Source organism: Flavobacterium sp. GSP27, from assembly GCF_003970395.1.
Taxonomy (GTDB): domain Bacteria; phylum Bacteroidota; class Bacteroidia; order Flavobacteriales; family Flavobacteriaceae; genus Flavobacterium.
Window position 1 is genome coordinate 75829 of sequence record NZ_RYDP01000006.1, and the last position, 20791, is coordinate 96619.

20 protein-coding genes and 1 pseudogene are annotated in these 20791 nt (G+C 35.8%); 17 read left to right on the plus strand and 4 right to left on the minus strand.

The features are described from left to right. Positions 1-259: 259 nt before the first annotated feature. Positions 260-1810, plus strand: a complete 1551-nt coding sequence (locus tag EKM05_RS07095) for an SDR family NAD(P)-dependent oxidoreductase (RefSeq protein WP_126554361.1) — start codon at positions 260-262, stop codon at positions 1808-1810. A gap of 483 nt (positions 1811-2293) precedes the next feature. Here the strand turns inward: EKM05_RS07095 and EKM05_RS07100 are convergent, their stop codons facing one another. Then, a complete protein-coding gene (locus EKM05_RS07100; RefSeq protein WP_126554363.1) occupies positions 2294-4156 on the minus strand; it encodes an ABC-F family ATP-binding cassette domain-containing protein in 1863 nt (620 codons plus the stop codon). A 362-nt stretch (positions 4157-4518) separates the two neighbouring features. On the opposite strand from EKM05_RS07100, the gene EKM05_RS07105 reads away from it, so the two are divergent. From EKM05_RS07105 to EKM05_RS07175, 14 genes are all read left to right on the plus strand, one after another. Continuing rightward, a complete protein-coding gene (locus tag EKM05_RS07105; RefSeq protein WP_126455093.1) occupies positions 4519-4761 on the plus strand; it encodes a hypothetical protein in 243 nt (80 codons plus the stop codon). Next, on the plus strand, positions 4761-5051 hold the full coding sequence (locus EKM05_RS07110) for a type II toxin-antitoxin system RelE/ParE family toxin (RefSeq protein ID WP_126455091.1): 291 nt from the start codon (positions 4761-4763) through the stop codon (positions 5049-5051). Before EKM05_RS07105 ends, EKM05_RS07110 begins: the two co-directional genes overlap by 1 nt. Positions 5052-5054: 3 nt before the next feature. Then, positions 5055-6212 carry a glycosyltransferase family 2 protein gene (locus EKM05_RS07115; protein ID WP_126554366.1) on the plus strand — a complete coding sequence of 386 codons (1158 nt, stop codon included), beginning with the start codon at positions 5055-5057 and terminating at the stop codon, positions 6210-6212. An 84-nt stretch (positions 6213-6296) separates the two neighbouring features. Further along, on the plus strand, positions 6297-7622 hold the full coding sequence (locus EKM05_RS07120) for a dihydrolipoamide acetyltransferase family protein (RefSeq protein ID WP_126554368.1): 1326 nt from the start codon (positions 6297-6299) through the stop codon (positions 7620-7622). A gap of 145 nt (positions 7623-7767) precedes the next feature. Continuing rightward, the gene (locus tag EKM05_RS07125) at positions 7768-8544 is read left to right on the plus strand and encodes a 3'-5' exonuclease (RefSeq protein WP_126554370.1); all 777 of its coding nucleotides are present in this window, start codon (positions 7768-7770) and stop codon (positions 8542-8544) included. Positions 8545-8586: 42 nt separating this feature from the next. Further along, on the plus strand, positions 8587-9198 hold the full coding sequence (locus EKM05_RS07130; protein WP_126460317.1) for a fumarylacetoacetate hydrolase family protein: 612 nt from the start codon (positions 8587-8589) through the stop codon (positions 9196-9198). After that, positions 9198-9542 carry an Hpt domain-containing protein gene (locus EKM05_RS07135; protein ID WP_126455081.1) on the plus strand — a complete coding sequence of 115 codons (345 nt, stop codon included), beginning with the start codon at positions 9198-9200 and terminating at the stop codon, positions 9540-9542. Before EKM05_RS07130 ends, EKM05_RS07135 begins: the two co-directional genes overlap by 1 nt. A 222-nt stretch (positions 9543-9764) precedes the next feature. Next, entirely contained in the window at positions 9765-11018 is a 1254-nt protein-coding gene (locus tag EKM05_RS07140; RefSeq protein ID WP_126554372.1) for a CinA family nicotinamide mononucleotide deamidase-related protein, read from the plus strand. A gap of 72 nt (positions 11019-11090) precedes the next feature. Further along, positions 11091-11327 (plus strand): 50S ribosomal protein L28, encoded by a 237-nt coding sequence (rpmB, locus tag EKM05_RS07145; RefSeq protein ID WP_126455077.1) that lies wholly within the window; start codon positions 11091-11093, stop codon positions 11325-11327. Between the two features lie 27 nt (positions 11328-11354). After that, entirely contained in the window at positions 11355-11537 is a 183-nt protein-coding gene (gene rpmG / locus EKM05_RS07150) for a 50S ribosomal protein L33 (protein WP_017495179.1), read from the plus strand. Between the two features lie 76 nt (positions 11538-11613). Continuing rightward, the gene (locus EKM05_RS07155; RefSeq protein WP_091205215.1) at positions 11614-11766 is read left to right on the plus strand and encodes a DUF4295 domain-containing protein; all 153 of its coding nucleotides are present in this window, start codon (positions 11614-11616) and stop codon (positions 11764-11766) included. A 127-nt stretch (positions 11767-11893) separates the two neighbouring features. Further along, complete coding sequence (gene ftsY, locus EKM05_RS07160) at positions 11894-12874, plus strand: signal recognition particle-docking protein FtsY (RefSeq protein WP_126460322.1); 981 nt, start codon at positions 11894-11896, stop codon at positions 12872-12874. Between the two features lie 833 nt (positions 12875-13707). Next, positions 13708-14151, plus strand: a complete 444-nt coding sequence (locus EKM05_RS07170; RefSeq protein ID WP_126455073.1) for a hypothetical protein — start codon at positions 13708-13710, stop codon at positions 14149-14151. Beyond that, entirely contained in the window at positions 14132-14428 is a 297-nt protein-coding gene (locus EKM05_RS07175) for a DUF721 domain-containing protein (RefSeq protein WP_126460325.1), read from the plus strand. The genes EKM05_RS07170 and EKM05_RS07175 overlap by 20 nt, the downstream gene beginning before the upstream one ends. Positions 14429-14557: 129 nt before the next feature. Here EKM05_RS07175 and EKM05_RS07180 read toward each other — a convergent pair whose 3' ends face one another. After that, the gene (locus EKM05_RS07180; RefSeq protein ID WP_126554374.1) at positions 14558-14977 is read right to left on the minus strand and encodes a nucleoside-diphosphate kinase; all 420 of its coding nucleotides are present in this window, start codon (positions 14975-14977) and stop codon (positions 14558-14560) included. An 85-nt stretch (positions 14978-15062) separates the two neighbouring features. Then, on the minus strand, positions 15063-16706 hold the full coding sequence (gene bshC / locus EKM05_RS07185; RefSeq protein ID WP_126554376.1) for a bacillithiol biosynthesis cysteine-adding enzyme BshC: 1644 nt from the start codon (positions 16704-16706) through the stop codon (positions 15063-15065). Positions 16707-16809: 103 nt separating this feature from the next. Here bshC and EKM05_RS07190 point away from each other — a divergent pair, with 103 nt between their 5' ends. After that, positions 16810-18093 (plus strand): MFS transporter, encoded by a 1284-nt coding sequence (locus EKM05_RS07190; RefSeq protein WP_126460332.1) that lies wholly within the window; start codon positions 16810-16812, stop codon positions 18091-18093. A gap of 7 nt (positions 18094-18100) precedes the next feature. Here the strand turns inward: EKM05_RS07190 and EKM05_RS14760 are convergent. Beyond that, positions 18101-18205, minus strand: a pseudogene (locus EKM05_RS14760) (T9SS type B sorting domain-containing protein); the annotation flags it as partial. 337 nt (positions 18206-18542) lie between these two features. Here EKM05_RS14760 and EKM05_RS07200 point away from each other — a divergent pair. Next, entirely contained in the window at positions 18543-20747 is a 2205-nt protein-coding gene (locus EKM05_RS07200; protein WP_126554378.1) for a radical SAM protein, read from the plus strand. Positions 20748-20791 lie beyond the last annotated feature (44 nt).

Genomic DNA, 20791 nt, shown 5'->3' on the forward strand with positions numbered 1-20791 from the left:
TTACACAGAGATTCTCAAAGAGAAAACACGAAGATACACTGAGTTTTTCAACTTTGTGAATCTTTGCGGTTGCATCGTGCATCTTGGTGAAAGAACATTGTGGGTGCGAAGATAGTAAGATAATAGTCGAAAGTCAAAATACAATTCTATCATCTTTGCGCTTCGACTTCCGACTGTATTGCTTCGAAACATTACGACTTTAAAAAGGCTATATTTGCAGCCTTGGAATTTACACAAGAATAATATCCATTTTTTTACGATGATGATTGAACAAATAGAACATAAAACTACGATAAGCTCTGAAGAAATTGACCGCTGCATCGCTATTTTAGCACAATTGAATACGGATACGGATCAAATATTTGATATTCCAAAAGAGCAACGCACCGCTTTAATCAAAGCGGCAGGTATGTTTTCCAGACCCGATCGTGACGAGCTTTCCCGGAGAAAAAAAGACGGTAAAGTGGCTGCTAAACGTAAAATGGAAAAGCGTGACAGAACCGCCCGTAAGGTAACCGGAATCCGCCATGCGCGTGAAGCAAGTGTTTTTATGGCGCCAAAACTTTTGGCTTACAATGATCTTGTGAACAAAGAACAATTGGAACTGGAAACTCCACGAAACTGTTACGTGTGTAAAACGGAGTTTACTAAAATGCACCATTTTTACGATACAATGTGTACCGATTGTGGCGATTTTAATTATGCCAAACGTTTTCAAACCGCAGATGTAAATGGGCAAGTTGCCGTTATCACAGGTTCTCGTCTAAAAATTGGATATCACATTACATTGATGTTGTTGCGTGGTGGAGCAACCGTTATTGCAACAACTCGCTTTCCGGTGGATTCCGCATTGCGTTTTTCTAAGGAAGACGATTTCATGGATTGGGGACATCGTTTGAAAATTCACGGATTGGATTTGCGACACATTCCAAGTGTAGAGATTTTTTGCAATTTTATAGAGCAAAAGTATGAGCGTTTGGATATTCTGATTAATAATGCAGCGCAAACGGTGAGGCGTCCTGCGGGATTTTATACGCATCTAATGGAAAATGAGGAGCGTTTCATTGCTTCTTTGCCGCAACAGGCACAAGAATTATTACTGGATCATACGAATTGTCTGGATGAATTAAAAGTGTTGACAGCAGGGGCTTCCTCCAATCAGAATATGCCGGTGACTTGGCACGGACCAGAACCTGGAATTGGGTTGCGGGCTTCCGCTAAATTGTCTCAAATTCCGTATTCGTTTGATAATGCTTTGGTGGCAAATGAAGTTTTCCCGGAAGGGGAACTTGATGCCGATTTACAGCAAGTCGATTTAAGAAAAACCAACAGCTGGCGTTTACGTTTGGGACAAATAGAAACCACAGAAATGATCGAAGTGCAACTGGTAAATTCCGTGGCGCCTTTTGTATTATGTAACCGCCTTTCGGAAGTGATGAAGAAAGAGAACACTGGAAAAAAACACATCATTAATGTGTCGGCGATGGAAGGGAAGTTTCATCGCTTTTTCAAAGAAGACCGTCATCCACATACCAATATGGCCAAAGCTGCTTTGAATATGCTGACACATACTTCCTCAGGAACTTTAGCAAAAGACGGCATTTTTATGAATGCGGTTGATACCGGCTGGGTAACCGACGAAGATCCTGCAGAATTAGCCAAAAGAAAACAGGAAGAAGAGGATTTTCAACCGCCATTGGATATTGTGGATGGAGCAGCACGAGTGATGGATCCGTTGTTTGACGGTATTAATACAGGAAAACATTGGTGCGGGAAGTTTTTGAAAGATTACAATCCGATTCCTTGGTAGAAATCCCCCTAACCCCCGAAGGAGGAATTAAAAATGGTTAAAAATAAAAGAACCACAACAGAATTAAATTTGTTGTGGTTTTTTTGTGATTACTATTGTGAGCGCAAAGTCGGAGACATTTGCGCAGCATAATCAAGAACTATTGTATGCTTTGAAGAGCGGGCTGCTAAAAAAATAAGGAAAAAATCTGAAATTATATTTAAACCAGACTTTTTTTCAGGGTAATAAAATACTTAGAGCCTGTTTATATGAGCTAGGACGGGAACTTTTGATTTTTATTAAAACTTTCGGATAGCTGTGAAAATAAAACTACAAAGCATCAAATGGACTTTTTATTAATTCTAATATTTCTTACTAATTTGTAATCACTGTTTTTCCTAAAAAACAAAACCCCAACATTTCTAGCGTTACCGCTAAAAGTGTTGGGGTTGTAAATAGTATGCTATGTTCACTTCTATTCCCCCTTCGGGGGTTAGGGGGATTTTATCCTTCTATCTTCGCGCTCAGTTCAAACCATCTCTCCTCTTTCTCTTCAATTTTATTGATGATGTTTTTCAATTCGTTCGCTTTTTTTTCAATATCAGTGTCAGCAATTTTCCCATCTGAGAATAATTGCTCAATAGCTACTTTCTGAAGCTCTAAATCTTTGATTTCTTTCTCTGTTTTCTGGAATTCTTTTTGCTCGTTGAACGTCAGGTTTCCGGTTGGATTATTTTGTTTCCAGTCTTTCTTATCCGCTTTGTTTTCCTCTTTTTGAGCAACATCAGCACTGTCTTCATAAGCTCTAAAATCAGAATAGTTTCCAGGAAAATCTTCCACTACACCTTGTCCTCTAAAAATGAATAAGTGATCCACAATTTTATCCATAAAATACCTGTCGTGAGAAACCACTAAAAGACAACCTGGATAGTCCAAAAGGAAACTTTCCAAAACATTCAGTGTCACAATATCCAAATCATTCGTAGGCTCATCTAGAATCAAGAAATTCGGATTCTGAATCAAAACCGTACACAAATATAACCGTTTCAATTCTCCACCGCTCAATCGATCCACAAAATCGTATTGTTTTTTGGCATCAAACAAGAAACGCTCTAACAACTGCGAAGCTGAAATCAATTTCCCTTTCATCAATGGAATGAATTCTCCGTATTCCTTAATTACATCAATCACACGTTGACCCGGTTTTGGGTTTATTCCGCTTTGCGTGTAGTAACCCACTTTTATCGTTTCGCCAATCACCACTTTACCGCTATCAAGCGAAACGTTTCCGGTCAATAAATTCAAGAAAGTAGATTTACCAGTTCCGTTTTTCCCAATGATTCCAATGCGTTCGCCACGTTGAAAATCAAAACTGAAATTATCCATAATGACATGATCCTTGAATTTCTTGGAAATTTTGTGAAGCTCGATAATCTTGCTTCCCATGCGTTCCATGTTAATTTCAAGCTCCACTTTATTTTCACGACGGCGACTTTGTGCTTTTTCTTTGATGTCATAGAAGTCATCCTGACGGGATTTAGATTTGGTCGTTCTCGCTTTTGGCTGACGACGCATCCATTCCAGTTCTTTTACAAAAAGGTTTTGCGCTTTATCCACACTCGAATTTTCTGATGCAATGCGTTCCTCTTTTTTCTCTAAATAATACGAGTAATTTCCTTTGTATTGGTATAATTTTCCGTTATCCAGTTCGATGATTTCGTTACAAACACGCTCCAAGAAGAAACGGTCGTGCGTCACCATAAACAACGTAATATTTTCTTTAGTAAAATAGCTTTCCAGCCATTCAATCATCTCTAAATCCAAGTGGTTGGTAGGCTCATCCAGAATTAATAAATCGGGACGATTGATCAAAATAATAGCTAATGAAAGTCTTTTTTTCTGTCCACCAGAAAGATTTTTTACTTTCAGTTTGAAATCTTCCAACTTCAGTTTGAACAGAATTTGCTTGTATTGTGTTTCAAAGTCCCACGCATTGTGCTGATCCATTCCGTCAAAAGCTTTTTGGTAGGCTTCTTCGTCTTCCGGATTTTCTAATGCTTTTTCATACGCTTCAATCACTTTCAAAGTCTCATTATCCGATGCGAAAATGCTTTCTTCAATCGTCAATTCTTCCTGCAAATTGTTATTTTGCGAAAGGAAGGCCATTTTGATACCTTTTCTGAGTACAACTTGTCCGGTATCTGATTCTTCCAAACCGTTAATGATGCTCATGATAGTCGTTTTTCCAGAGCCATTTTTGGCAATGAAGGCGATTTTTTGGTCTTTACTAATTCCAAAAGAAATGTTTTCAAAAAGTGTTCTTTCTCCAAAAGATTTAGAGATATTTTCGACTGATAAGTAATTCACTTTGTAGGGTATGAGTTATAAATTATAAGAGATGCATGCATTACTAAACATAACTTTTTTGCAAAAGTAATTCATTTATATTAGGTTTCAAGTTTTATCGTTTAAGTAATGTTAAAACTAAACATGATAACCTGTTTTTTAGGAGCGAATGACTTGGTTTTAGTTGGAACTAAAGGTCCAGCTTTCATTCTAAATGAAATTCACTGAACACCGATGAAAATATTAACTTGGTGAAGTACTCTTTTAGTCCTTAAAGAAAGAACAAAAAAAATTTTTCCCTTCCTTCGGGGCTAGTGGAGAAACATGTTTTTTTTTAATTTTCAATAAAATGACGTAAATTTGAGTGGTTAAAAATTTGTATCATGAAAACGGAGACTTTAAAAATCAGCATCACGCAAAGAATCTTAAGTATTAACGACAATAAGATTCTTAGTAAAATAGCAAAACTTCTTGATGAAGAAAATATAGTTGGTTATGACGCAGATGGAAATCCAATTTCTGAAAAAGAATATACTAAAGACATTCATGAGGCTTTACATCAATTGAATGAAGGAAAGTTAGAAACCTATTCTAGTGAAGATGTCAGAAAAAAAATTCTAGGTTAATGAGGGTGCTTTGGAGTAAAAAAGCATCAAATGAACTAGAAGCTATTTATAAGTACATAAAAAAAGAAAGTCCTCAAAATGCTATTTTAGTATTTAATGAAATTTATGATTTGGCAAATTCTCTGCCGAATTTTCCTTATAAATTTCCGGTTGAGCCAATAATTAATATCCAAAAAGTTAGATTTGTGGCCATTTGGAGTTTTAAAATTATCTATTCCGTAGAGAAAGAAAGTGTTGTAGTTTTGAGAATTTTCAACACGAAACAAAATCCCAAAAAACTAAAACAATAAGCTTTGCAACTATCCGTCATTATTCTCAATTACAACGTTCGCTATTTTCTGGAGCTCTGTGTTTTAAGCGTTCAAAACGCATTAGAAACCATTGACGGCGAAATTATTGTAATTGATAACAATTCTTCGGATGACAGTTGTGCAATGATGCAAAAGCTTTTTCCTAACGTAAAACTCATTCAAAACAAAGAAAATATTGGCTTTCCCAAAGGCAATAACATTGGGGTAGCCCAAGCGCAAGGCGAATACATTTGCGTTCTGAATCCCGATACTGTTGTTGCCGAAGATACGTTTATGAAAGTATTGGCTTTCGCCCAAAAACAATCGGATTTAGGAATTGTGGGTTGTAAACTCATCGATGGAACCGGAAGATTTCTGCCCGAAAGTAAACGTGGCGTTCCGACACCTTGGGTCGCTTTTACCAAAATCACAGGTTTATACAAATTATTTCCTGGAACATTCGGGAAATATTATGCGCAACATTTAAGTGAAAACCAAACCGGAAAAGTAGCCATTCTTGTGGGTGCTTTTATGGTTATGAAAAGAGATTTGTATCTTGAAGTAGCCGGATTTGATGAAGATTGTTTTATGTATTCTGACGATATTGATTTGTCGTATCGAGTCCTGAAAGAAGGAAGATTCAATTATTATTTCCATGAAACGACCGCAATTCACTACAAAGGAGAAAGCACGGTTAAGGATGAAACGTATATGAAACGGTTTCAGGAAGCGATGAATTTCTTCTACAAAAAGCATTTTAAAAGTGTTTTATTTTTCTCCCTTTTTATGAAAATTGGGATTGTCTTTTTTTCTTTGGCGAAAATGTTTCAAGGGAAACCAGGAATAAAAATCATTCCAAAATCATATCTTTTGTATTCAGCTAACCAAAAATTAGCAGATAAGCTCCATTTGGTTTTGCAAAAAAAAGTCCTGTTTCACGATTTGAAAACAGAAAAAATAGTAATTTCGTCTTCTGTTAAAAGTAAAATAGGTACAGAAATTATTTTAGATAACGAATTCATTTCTTTCAAAAAATGTATCGCAATTCTCGAATCTTCAAGGAATAAAGGATTTACCTTTAAAATTATACCAAAAAACGCTAATTTTTTAATAGGAAGTAATAATAGTAATGAGAGAGGTGAGATTATAGAAATAGAGTAGAAAATTACATTTAATGTAATTTATGTTTGAAATATTTAGTAATTTCGCAAACTGAAAATCAATATCACCTTTTAGGTTAACAATATGGCAAGATTTGAATTAAAACTTCCAAAAATGGGAGAAAGCGTTGCAGAAGCAACCATTACAAACTGGTTAAAAGAAGTTGGCGACAAAATTGAAGCGGATGAAGCAGTACTTGAAATCGCTACTGATAAAGTAGACAGTGAAGTGCCAAGCGAAGTTTCGGGAATTTTAGTAGAACAACTGTTTGGTAAAGATGATTTAGTTCAGGTAGGGCAAACTATTGCTATTATTGAGACTGAAGATGGAGCGCTTGTTCCAATTGTTAAAGAAGCTGTAGCTCCTGAGGTTATTGCTGAAGTAACAAAAATGGTTAATCCCGAAGCTTTAGGATCCAACGAAAGTGTTGCGACTCCGGTAGATTTGTCTTCCGATTACTCGGAATCTGAAAAATTCTTATCGCCTTTGGTAAAAAATATTGCTAAAGAAGAAGGGGTTTCTGTGGCTGAATTAGCAGCAATTTCGGGAACAGGAAAAGAGGGAAGAGTGACTAAAAATGATATTTTAGAGTATGTAAAAAACAGAACTAGTCAGCCTGTAGTTGCAGTTCCGGTGGCAGCAGTTCAAAAACCGGTTGCAGTGCCAGCAGCTCAAAAAGCAGCTCCGGTATCCGTAAGCGGTGGTGATGAAATTATAGAAATGGACAGAATGCGCAAGCTAATTGCGGGATACATGGTCGCTTCGGTACAAACTTCGGCTCACGTACAATCGTTTATCGAAGTCGATGTGACGAATATTGTGAAATGGAGAGAGAAAAATAAAGTTGCTTTCGAAAAAAGAGAAGGGGAGAAGTTGACGTATACGCCAATTTTCATGGAAGCGGTTGCTAAAGCGATAAAAGATTTTCCAGGAATGAATATTTCTGTGGATGGCGATTATATTATCAAGAAGAAAAACATCAACTTAGGAATGGCTGCTTCGTTACCAAACGGAAATTTAATTGTTCCCGTTATTAAAAATGCGGATCAGTTGAATTTAGTTGGAATGGCTAAAGCGGTCAATGATTTAGGAGGTCGTGCAAAAGCTGGAAAACTAAAACCGGACGATACTCAAGGCGGAACCTATACAGTTACTAATGTGGGAACTTTTGGAAGTGTTTTTGGCACGCCAATTTTAAATCAGCCTCAAGTGGGTATTTTAGCCCTTGGAGCAATCCGTAAAATGCCCGCTGTAATTGAAACCCCTGAAGGAGATTTTATCGGGATTCGCCAAAAAATGTTCTTATCACACAGCTATGATCATAGAGTGGTAGATGGAGCTTTAGGCGGTAGTTTTGTAAAAAGAGTCGCTGAATACTTAGAAGCATTTGATGTAAACAGAGATGTTTAAAAGCTAATATTTAGAATAAAAACCCGATTGATTTTTAAAAATCAATCGGGTTTTCTTTTTTTAAGATTTTATGAAACTTTAAACGGTGAACTTTAAATGAAATTAAACCCAAATTTCTATATTTGTAACCACACAAAAATTAAAAATGGAACTCAAACTCAATAAACCAATTTGTTTTTTCGATCTAGAAACCACAGGGATTGATATCGGAAAAGATAGAATTGTAGAAATCTCAGTTTTAAAAGTTTTTCCGAACGGAAATAAAGAAAGTAAAACGTGGTTGGTCAATCCAACAATCCCAATTCCACCGCAAACAACTGCTGTTCATGGGATCACAGATGAAAAAGTAGCAAATGAACCTACATTCAAAGAACTGGCGACTCAAGTGTATAATATGATTAAAGACAGTGATTTGGCTGGATTTAATTCGGATCGTTTTGATATTCCGTTATTGGCTGAAGAAATGCTACGTGCCGGAGTAGATTTTGATATGAAAGGAAGGGTTTCTGTTGATGTGCAAACCGTTTTTCATAAAATGGAAGAGCGTACATTGAGCGCAGCTCACAAATTTTATTGTGGAAAAACACTTGAAAATGCACACTCTGCAGCAGCAGATACCATGGCAACTTACGAGATTCTGAAAGCGCAACTGGATCGCTATCCGGAACTTGAAAACGATATGAAATTATTGTCCGAGTTTACAACAAGAAAAAAAATTGCTGATTTCGCAGGAATGATTGCTTTTGATAAGGATGAGGAGGAGATTTTTACTTTTGGAAAACACAAAGGAGTCAAAGTGGGTAAAATTCTGGAAACAGAGCCCGGTTATTTCAGTTGGATTCAAAATGCCGATTTTCCGTTGTACACCAAGAAAGTTTTAACGGCAATTAAACTACGAAAACTGAATAATAAATTAAGTTAATTTTTGAATTTTTCAATCATTAAATTTTTTAATTAATAAAAAATGAAAATAATCTGTATCGGTAGGAATTATACCAATCACATAGAGGAATTACAAAACGAGCGGCCCACGGAACCTGTGGTTTTCATGAAACCGGATTCAGCCGTTTTATTAAAACAACATCCGTTTGTAATCCCGGAATTTTCGGAAGAGGTGCACCACGAAATCGAAATTATAGTCAAGATAAGTAAAGTAGGGAAATACATCGAGCCTAAGTTTGCTCATAAATATTATGACGAAATTAGTGTGGGAATCGATTTTACCGCTCGGGATTTACAAGACAAATTAAAAGCAAAAGGGCTGCCTTGGGAAAAAGCCAAAGCATTTGATGGCTCGGCAGTTATAGGTGAATTTGTATCAAAAAATGAATTTAGTTCCGTAGAAAATATTACTTTTGAATTAAAGAAAAATAATGAAACGGTTCAAATGAGTAATTCGAGTTTGATGCTCTGGAAAATTGATGAGCTGATTTCATACGTTTCTCAGTTTTTCACATTAAAAATTGGCGATATCATTTTTACAGGAACCCCGGAAGGAGTGGCAGCAGTAAAGCCGGAGGACGTTTTAGAAGGATTTTTAGAAGGGCAACAACTATTTAGAATACAAGTAAAATAATGGCAATAAACTACAACCTGTCAAAAGTGTACGCACTGTCGGACAACGACCCTGAATTTGTAAATGAAATTCTGACTTTGTTTGTGACTGAAGTTCCGGCAGATCTAGAGCAAATTAAAGAAGGAATAAAAAAGAAAGACCACAAGCATGCCTATGCTTATGCACACAAAATAAAGCCAACCCTGGATTTGATGGGACTTAATGTTGCTTTTGAAGAAATTCTTCAAGTTGAAGCCTGGACAAAGACTGAAGGTAAAAAGAAAGAAATCAAAGAAACGTTTAAGAGTGTAAAAAATCAGGTGAAAGAAGCCATTAAAGAAATTAAAAAAGACTTTGATTTGTAAAATTTGGGCGTGACCACGCTTTCACTTACGTTACAGCGTGGTCGGGCTATCCGTTGCAAACGAAGTTCACTGAACCCCTATTGAAATAATTGTTTAGGTGAAGTAATCTTCCGAAAAAACGGAAGGATTTTCACTGTTATCCCTCACGCAAAAAAAGGAATCTGCCAATTTACACTTTCCTTTTTTAAATACAGTTTTACAAAATAAGCAGCACCAAAAAAAATGAAAGCAACCATAGTTACCATAGGTGACGAAATTTTAATAGGCCAAATTGTCGATACAAATTCTGGTTTTATAGCCAAATCGTTAGATAAAATTGGTGTTGAAATCAACGAAATGATTTCGATTAGTGATGATAAAAAACACATTTTTGATACGTTTACAGCACTTCAAAACAAAGTCGATTTGGTTATTATAACTGGAGGTCTAGGGCCAACAAAAGATGATATTACCAAGAAAACATTTTGTGATTACTTTGAAGATGAATTAGTTGTTGATCAAAAAGTGTTAGCTCATGTCACGCAACTTATAGAAGGTTTTTATAAGCGAACCATTACGCAAATCAATAAAGATCAGGCGCTGGTTCCTTCGAAATGTACGGTACTTCACAATCAGGTAGGTACGGCACCAGGAATGTGGATGAAAAAGGAAAACACTGTTTTTATTTCGCTCCCTGGAGTTCCTTATGAAATGAAGTATTTAATGGAGCATGAAATCATCCCGAAAGTAGTTCGGGAATATGAGCGCCCTTATATAATTCATAAAACAATTCTGACCTATGGTCAGGGCGAGAGTCTGGTGGCGGAACGAATAGAGGATTGGGAAAATAACCTTCCTGAATTTATTAAGCTGGCTTATTTGCCTGCTCCGGGACGCGTACGATTGCGTCTTTCGGCACGTGGTACAGATAAAGATAAATTAGAGGCTGCGCTACTTGAAAATGTAAACTTGTTGGACGCAATTATTCATGATATCATCGTTGGTTATGATGAAGACGAAACGATTGAAGTTGCAGTAGGTAAACTTTTGACCCAACAAAACAAAACAATAGCTACAGCCGAGAGTTGTACAGGAGGTAAAATAGCAACGCTTTTAAGTGCTGTTGCCGGTGCTTCCAATTATTTTGCAGGAAGTGTAGTTTCGTACTCAACCCAGGCTAAAATAGATGTTTTGGGTATTCCGGAAAGTCTGATAAAGGAATATTCCGTAGTCAGTAAGGAGGTAGCTTCTGCAATGGCTTTGAGTATAAAAAAGAGAATGAATACGGATTATGCAATTGCGACAACAGGAAATGCCGGACCAACAAAAGGCGACTCAGATGCAGAAATTGGCACTGTTTTTATTGCAATAGCAACACCAAAGGAAGTAATTGTTGAAGAATTCAATTTTGGTCAACCCCGTGAAAAAGTGATAGATAGAGCGGTAATAAAAAGTTTAGAACTAGTACAGAAAGAAATTTTAAAAAATGTGCAGTAAATATGTTGCTTAATAGGTTTATTTTTCTTTTCTTTGCACCCTGATTTTGAATAACGATAAAAGATAAGTATAATGTCAAGAGTTTGTGACCTTACAGGTAAAAGAGCGATGGTAGGAAATAACGTTTCTCACGCTATGAACAAAACTAAGAGAAAATTTTCTGTAAACTTAGTTAAAAAGCGTTTTTATCTTCCAGAAGAAGATAGATGGATTACTCTACGAGTAGCTGCATCTACGGTAAAAACAATTAATAAAAATGGAATCGCTGCAGTTTTGAAAAAAGCAAAAGCAGAAGGATTTATTAAATAATCCCTTCCAAAATAAAAAAATAGCAAGATGGCAAAGAAAGGTAATAGAATCCAGGTAATTTTAGAATGTACTGAACACAAAACATCAGGTGTTGCAGGGACTTCAAGATACATAACAACAAAGAACAAAAAAAATACTCCAGACAGATTAGAGATTAAAAAATTTAATCCAATCTTGAAAAGAGTAACTGTTCACAAAGAAATTAAATAATAATTAGAGATTTTAATAGAAATCTAGAAATGGTCACATTTAGAGATTTTATTTAAATTTAAATAACATTTGAATCATGGCAAAGAAAACCGTAGCATCGTTACAGACATCTTCTAAGAGATTATCAAAAGCCATCAAAATGGTGAAATCTCCAAAAACAGGTGCATATACATTCGTAGAATCTATTATGACTCCAGAATCAGTTGATGAATTCTTGAAAAAGAAATAATTTACAACAGCAGTATATAGAAAAGCTACTTTCATTCGGAAGTAGCTTTTTTATTTTCTATATTTACCATTAGAAATTGTATTTGTTCTTTGGACTTAAATACTTCATTCTTAATACTATTTACACAATGAGTTTTTTCAAAAGAATATTTTCAGCAGACAAAAAAGACCCGAGCCTAACCGAACAGGCGAAGCAAACATTAGATAAAGGTCTTGAAAAATCAAAAACAAATTTCTTTTCTAAGTTAACCAAAGCGGTTGCCGGAAAGTCAAAAGTGGATGAGGAAGTCCTGGATAATTTAGAAGAAATTCTGGTTGCTTCCGATGTTGGTGTCAATACGACTTTGAAAATCATTGAAAGAATAGAAAGTCGGGTAGCAGCAGATAAATATCTGGGAATTGAAGAACTCAATCTGATCCTTAGAGAAGAAATTGCGGCTTTATTATCAGAGACTAACTCCGGTGAAGCCACTGAGTTTGTAATTCCAACTCAGACTAAGCCGTATGTTTTGATGGTAGTGGGTGTAAATGGAGTTGGTAAAACTACTACTATTGGTAAATTAGCCTTTCAGTTTAAAAAACAAGGATACAACGTTGTGCTGGGCGCAGCTGATACTTTTCGGGCCGCTGCCATTGACCAGTTGCAAATTTGGGCGGATCGAGTAGGAGTTCCTATTGTTCGTCAGGATATGGGAAGTGATCCGGCTTCGGTGGCTTTTGATACCTTGCAATCCGCGGTGGCGCAAAATGCGGATATCGTTATCATTGATACCGCAGGTCGTTTGCATAATAAAATTAATTTAATGAACGAATTGACCAAAGTAAAACGAGTGATGCAAAAAATTGTTGGAGATGCGCCACATGATGTACTGTTAGTTTTGGATGGTTCAACGGGTCAGAATGCTTTTGAACAAGCCAAACAATTCACTGCCGCTACTGAGGTTACTTGTTTAGCGGTTACAAAACTTGACGGCACTGCTAAAGGCGGTGTGGTGATAGGAATTTCAGATCAGTTTAAAATTCCTGTAAAATATATTGGTGTTGGAGAAGGAATTGAGGATCTTCAGGTTTTTAATAAATATGAATTTGTAGATTCATTCTTTAAATAAAAGACAATTATGGATTTTTCTTCTTTAAAAAATGTACCACCACTATACCTTTATTTTGGGAGTATAGTTTCTTTTATAACGGCTAATCTTATTCGAGATATAAGTATCAGTCTGTATTATTTTTTGATACTTATGGGATTGGTTTTCTTTGTTTTAGGGTTTCTTAAACGTTTGAAAACCAAATAGATTTACTGATATAAAACACTAGTTTTCTGCTGTAATATTTCATCAAAATCAGATAAAGCTAAAGTTGGATTGTCAAGGTTTACCACCTCTCCCATTCTGATAACGACCATTTTCTTGCTCGGAATGACATAAATTTTTTGATCGTTTTGCCTAAGGCCATAAACATGTCGGCAGGAGCTGTTGGTATTAAACTACCGTTGAATTCCAATTGGCGTGATGACCATTGAAATGATTTTCCATAACAATTCGGCCGTTGACAAGAATGATACTAGATTTTGTTACCCAAGTGGCGCCGGTTAGTGGAAGGAAATAGAGTGTATCTGTTGGAGTAGGCGTTGGTTCTGAAGTTTCAGAACTGTAGCTTATGCAAAATATTGTGAGGACGATACGGTAGATTATTTTTTACATTTTGCTCTGATTTAGTTCTAATTACCTTATGGTTAGTAATATATAAAATAGTTTAATGTGTTCTACTTTTTTTGTTTTCTGTGAATTTAATAAGAGTAACTTTGTTGTATGCAATTTAAGTATGGTTACTTCAAAATACCTAGCCCTGATTGAAGCGGAAATCCTTTTTTAGCCGTTTTTTCGGCGGATAAAAAGATTGAAGTGAAAAGCAGGAAATAGCTCCTAAAAATATTAATTATATGAAAAATACATTTAGCTTTCTTTTTATTGCATTCCTTTTTGTGGGATGCCAGCAAGAAATTATACCTGCTGATATTGCCAACATAAACGGCTATTGGGAAATTAAAAAGGTTGTTTTTGATAAGGGGGAAAACAAGGAGTATAAGATGAATGAAGTGTATGATTATTTTGAAGTTGACAAAAAGAATAAAGGGTTTCGAAAGAAAGTCATGCCACAACTGGACGGTACTTTTATGGTGAATGATGCGTATGAAAAGGTTTCAATTCGATTTGCAGATGACAAGGCGTTTGTGGATTATTCAACACCTTATATGAAATGGAGTGAGGAAATAATTGCAGTGTCAGCGGAAGAATTAGTATTACTGAACAAAGAAAAAACAGCATATCATTACAAGAAAGCAACACCAATAAATTTACTGGGCGATGGCAAAGAGACTAAATAATCAAAGTACGATAGGGGATGTTTTGAAACAAATTATCCAAGTAAATAAGCTGCAGCCCGGAATGGATCAAATGGACGTAAAATACGCTTGGAAAAACTTGATGGGTAACGGTGTGAACAGTTATACCAATAATGTAGTTTTGAAAGGAAGTACGTTGTATGTAGAGTTGACCTCGTCCGTTTTACGAGAGGAATTAAGTCATGGTAAATCAAAAATTGTGGCTATGATTAATGAGGAACTAAGACGAGATGTGGTGAAGGATGTGGTTTTAAGGTAATGATTTTAGATTGTTGATTAACGAATTTAGATTTCAGATTTTTGATATAAAAAAATCCCGTTTCAATTTTGAAACGGGATTTCTATTTTATTATAATTCGTAACTGTCAATTGCGACTGAAAACCGATACTAGAACTGCTCTCTTCCGGCAAAATGGAACGCACCTTCGATAGCTGCATTTTCATCGCTATCAGAACCGTGAACTGCATTTTCTCCAATAGAGGTTGCGTATGCTTTACGGATAGTTCCTTCAGCAGCGTCAGCTGGGTTTGTAGCTCCAATTAGAGTTCTGAAATCTTCAACAGCGTTGTCTTTTTCTAAAATAGCAGCAACAATTGGTCCTCTTGACATAAACTCAACTAATTCACCATAAAAAGGTCTTGCAGCATGTACTTCGTAAAAAGCTTTTGCATCAGCAACAGTTAATTGTGTCAATTTTAAAGAAACGATTTTGAAACCTGCCGTAGTAATCATTGCAAGTATGTTTCCGATGTGTCCGTTAGCAACAGCATCAGGCTTGATCATTGTAAAAGTTCTATTAGTAGCCATTTTTATTTTTTTTAATTTTATGCAAAATTAGCATTTTTTTATTGAATATTTTTACAATTAAGACATTCAAATAATCGTAATCTGATTAAAGTACAATAATTTCAAATTTATTATCCAGCGGTTGGAGTTGTTTGACTAATGTAGGAATCAGATTGTCTCCGTATTCCAAATAAAATTCGGAAAAATTAGTTTGTCGTTCCTGTAAACTTTGGTTGGGAAACAGCTCATTTTGCAAGTAGGTGATGCGTTGTAAAACGTCACTTAGTTTTCTTTTTTGTGCTTTTAGCAATCGTTTTTCCAGATTTTCTAATCCTTTGTTTTGTTTTGTTTCCTGGGCTTTTACCGCTCCAATAAAAGATTTATCGGTTTTGGTCGCAACATCATAAAGCTCCTGAAATTGTTTTTCCAATTGGATTTTGAGATGCGTTAAATCAACTGGGAAATCTGATAATTCTTTGGTTTTAGTAGGTACTAAATTTGCCTGTTTCGAAAATAAATTTCCCCAATTCAATTCTAATTTGTCTGCTTTTTTAGCTTGCTTTTCGGTTGCTAATAGTACGGAATTTCTAAGCAAAAGTATTGGAAAAGTTACTTTTGCAGCGGCAAAAAACGATTGTAGTTCTAGCCAATAGGCAATCTCTCCTCCTCCGCCAATGTAGCATAAGTTGGGGAGAATCACTTCTTGATATAACGGACGCATAATCACGTTAGGACTGAATTTCTCTGGATGATTTTCTAAAAGGGATAGAATTTCTGTTTCAGAAAACTCAATTTTAGTATGGTTTACTTTGTATCGATCATTTTCAAAGATGATGCGTTCTCTGATACTATCTTCAATATAAAACAAATTGATTTCACGAGGATTCACTTGAATCGTATACTCTTTTAATTTTTCGGCAGTTTCTAGTACTAATTTATGCGAGGATTGGTGTAGTAATTCTTCTTTTGCAAAAGGAATAAAAGCTCTTTTTAAGTCTGAATTATCCGCATCTAAAATGACTAAACCATTTGCACCAAATAATGCATTTGCCAAAAATCGTGTGGCATCGGCTAAATTATCGTGATTCAGATAAGAATCTTTGAATAATTTTTTTAGAGTATCTGCATTCGTACCGGAACCTAATTCCAGCGCATATACTTCTAGAAAATCGGATAAACCTTTAGTAGACAATCGTCCAACAGGACCTGTACTTTCTTTGTTCCAACGGAATTTTTTGCCTTTAAAATTAAAATAATTGATTTCTTCAAAATCATGGTCTTCGGTAGCCATCCAGTAAATGGGGACAAAATTATAGGTGGGATATTTCGCTTTTAATTCGGTTGTCAAATTAATTGTCGAAATAATCTTGTATAAAAAATATAAAGGTCCACTGAATAAATTTAGCTGATGGCCAGTGGTTACAGTAAATGTATTTGGAAGGGCTAAAGTTTCAATATTTTGTTTTGTTAAAACAGAAGTTGAAATAGCCGAATATTGTTTTTTTAAGACTGAAACTAAAATATTTCTTTTATTGTCATTGACAATTTTTTTATCCATTTCGACTCCCTCTCCTTCGGGGAGGGCTGGGGAGGGGAAGTTATTTTGCTTTTCAAGGATTTGCTTTTCAAAGTTTTCCAGCGTTGGAAATCTATTGTATAGAGAATGTAAATTATTTTTTTGATCTAAATAATCGTTCATCAAAGAAGAGAAATATCCTGAATTTTGATAGCTGATACAGTCGGTTGGCATATGGAATTTTATTTGAGGCTAAATTACCGAAAAATATTGGAACTATAATATTTGTTACTTTCGAAAAATAGTATCAATTTTATCAAAAAAAATTAACAATTTTATGAAAGATAATTTAAAGCTTACGAATAAAAATTCTTTAAAACATGTTCTTTTTGGCAGTTTAATTGGTACAACTATAGAGTTTTTTGATTTTTATATTTATGCTAATGCAGCAGTTTTAGTTTTTCCTCAATTGTTTTTTCCTTCAACAGATAATACTAATTCTGTTTTATTATCTCTTGCAACTTTTTCGATTGCTTTTCTTTCCCGACCTTTAGGTTCCGCAGTCTTTGGCCATTATGGTGATAAAATTGGACGTAAAACCACCTTAGTAATTGCATTATTAACAATGGGGATTTCAACTGTTTGTATTGGTTTTTTACCAAGTTATGCCAGTATTGGAATTACAGCTCCTTTATTACTTATGTTGTGTCGCTTTGGTCAAGGAGTTGGTTTAGGTGGCGAATGGGGTGGAGCGGTTTTATTGGCAATCGAAAATGCTCCGCCTAATAAGCGTGCTTGGTATGGTATGTTCCCGCAATTGGGAGCTCCAATAGGCTTGTTGCTTTCAGGTGGTACTTTCTTGATTTTGACAGACACAATGAGTGCCGAAGCTTTTCTGGACTACGGGTGGAGAATTCCGTTTATAGGGAGTTCGTTATTGGTTGTTGTAGGTTTCTATATCCGATTAAAAATTGATGAAACTCCTGCTTTCAAAAACTCTAAAAAAGAACAACAAGAGGTTAAAATTCCCTTTTTTACTTTATTAAAATTTTATAAAAACCAATTGATTTTTGGCACATTTGCGTCGATTACAACTTTCTTGGTTTTTTATCTCATGACGGTGTTCACGCTTAGCTGGGCAACGTCAGATTTAGGTTATTCCAAAAGGGATTTTCTATTGATGCAATTGTTTTCGGTATTGTTTTTTGCGCTTTTTATTCCTGTATCTGCTTTAATTGCGGATTGTATTGGGCGTAGAAAAATGCTTATTTATGCAACGATAGCAATAGCTGTTTTTGGTTTTGCATTTTCATTTTTCTTAAATTCTGCCAGTTCGGTTCTTGTGACTTTGTTTTTATGTGTTGGAATGGCGCTGATGGGATTCACATATGGCCCATTGGGGACTTTTTTATCGGAACTGTTTCCTACAACGGTGCGTTATTCAGGGACCTCTTTGGCATTTAACATGGCAGGAATTATCGGAGCCGCTTTTGCCCCTATGATTGCGATTTGGTTAGCTACACAGTATAGCCTGACCTACGTTGGGTTTTACTTAAGTACGGCAGCCTGTGTCTCTTTATTTTCATTGTTGATGGTCAGCAAAAAAGAGCATAAGTTTTGATAATTTGCTATCGCTTCAAACTAAAATGACCTTTGTATTCATTTTCATCAGTTCTGGTTGCTGTATACCAATAATCACCTGATGGAAGTTGATGACCATTAAGACTTCCGTCACATGAACTATTTTTGAGTTAATTGTTTAATTCTTTGCTATGTATATACCATCGCTTGCTTTCTTTAAATCGGCAGCATCATCATCATCATCATTGCAACCACGTAGGTTTTTGGCACAATCAAAACATTGACTTTGCATTGTAAATGAAAAAGGAAAAATTCGCTTCAGAAGTAAGATTTACAGCAAGATAAATATAATTAAATACCTATATATTACGTTGAAACTAAAAATAGCTTTGTTTTATATTTGAATCCAAAGAATAAATAATAATATGGACTTTTACTTTGGTGATAAGAACAGAATTATCCCTTATTTTTGCACAAAACTTATTTCTTTTGAAAACCAAATTATTCATCATCACGCCTCCGTTTACCCAACTCAACACACCGTATCCGGCGACCGCTTATATTAAAGGGTTTCTGAATACCAAAAACATTGAGTCTGTTCAGGCGGATTTGGGTATTGAGGTGATTTTGGAATTGTTTTCTAAAGAAGGTTTGCAAAATGTGTTTGCTATTGCCACAGCTAGGACCCAAAAGCTAACACCCAACTCCCAAAGAATTCAAGCTTTGCAAGATGAATATGTAAAGACGATTGATCCCGTGATTGCTTTTCTGCAAGGAAAAAATCCAACATTGGCGCTTCAAATTTGTCAGGAAGATTTCTTGCCGGAAGCGTCCCGTTTTGCACAATTGGAAGAACTTGATTGGGCTTTCGGAACGATGGGAACACAGGACAAAGCCAAGCATTTAGCGACTTTGTATCTCGAAGATATTTCAGATTTTATTGTGGAATGTGTTGATGCTAATTTTGGTTTCAGCCGTTATGCAGAACGTTTGGGACGAAGTGCGAATTCTTTTGACGAATTGTATGAAGCCTTGCAACAGGAACCAACTTATATTGATACCGTTCTTCTTTCTATTTTAAAAGAAAAAATAGAAACTATAAAACCTACATTATTCTTGATTTCAGTTCCGTTTCCAGGAAATTTGTACGCGGCTTTTCGTTCGGCACAATGGGTTAAAAAGCATTATCCCAATATCAAGATTTCGATGGGTGGTGGTTTTCCAAATACAGAATTGCGTTCACTTTCTGACGCTCGTGTGTTTGAGTTTTTCGATTTTATTACTTTGGACGATGGGGAAATGCCAATAGAAGAATTAATCTCTAATATTGAATCCCGAAATTTCGGGACAGATTACAATTCTTATAAACGAACCTTTCTGTTGGAAGACGGAAAAGTAGTTTATAAAAATAATTCCCTGAAACACGATTACAAACAATCACAAGTAGGAACTCCGGATTATTCGGATTTATTTTTGGATAAATACATTTCGGTTATCGAAATTGTGAATCCCATGCACCGCATGTGGAGTGATGGGAGATGGAATAAACTTACCATGGCACATGGTTGTTACTGGGGGAAATGTACGTTTTGCGATATTTCTTTGGATTACATCAAAATTTACGAACCCGTGGCGGCCAATTTATTGTGCGACCGAATGGAGGAAATGATTGCCCAAACAGGTGAGAACGGATTTCATTTTGTAGATGAAGCGGCGCCACCGGCTTTGATGCGGGCTCTAGCTCTCGAAATTCTTCGTAGGAAAATAGCCGTGACGTGGTGGACGAACATTCGATTCGAAAAAAGTTTTACCAAAGACTTGTGTTTGCTACTTAAAGCTTCCGGTTGCATTGCGGTTTCTGGTGGTCTCGAAGTAGCTTCTGATCGATTATTAAAATTGATTGACAAAGGCGTTACGGTGGAGCAAGTGGCTAAAGTCACCAGAAATTTTACCGAAGCAGGAGTCATGGTTCATTCCTATTTGATGTACGGCTATCCTACGCAAACCATTCAGGAAACGATAGATAGTCTCGAAATGGTGCGTCAGTTATTTGAAGTTGGGGTATTACAATCGGGATTTTGGCATCAATTTGCTATGACGGCGCACAGTCCAGTAGGCTTGTATCCAGAGAAATTTGGTGTGACAAAAGAAACCGAAATCATTGGAACTTTTGCCAATAACGATATTAATTATACCGATGCAACAGGAATCGACCATGATAAATTCAGTTTTGGACTTAAGAAATCGTTGTTCAATTTCATGCACGGAATCTGTTTTGATTACGAATTGCAGGATTGGTTTGAATTTAAAATTCCAAAAACTAAAATTTCACCTGATTTTATTTTTGATGCTCTACAAGAAGACAATGATTTTAGCGTCAAACCCACTGCTAAAATCGTTTGGTTAGGCGGCAAACCATTTGTGGAACATTTTACCAAATCTAAAAAAGGAAATTCTTGGGAACTAATGACTTTGATATTTCATGATAAAAAAGAAAGTTTCAGTATTCAAACGAATAAAAGGGAGGGAGAATGGCTGGTAGAAATGCTACAGAAAATCGCTGTTTCGAATTCTAAAACTCACAGCTTTCAAGAAATAAAAATAGATTTCGAATCATATCTGGAGGACTTTGAATTGTTTTGGTACTCCAAACCAATTAAAACGCTGCGGGAATATGGGTTATTAGTATTATAATTTTATTTTTGACACCTATACTAAATTAGCATAAAACTTTCTTC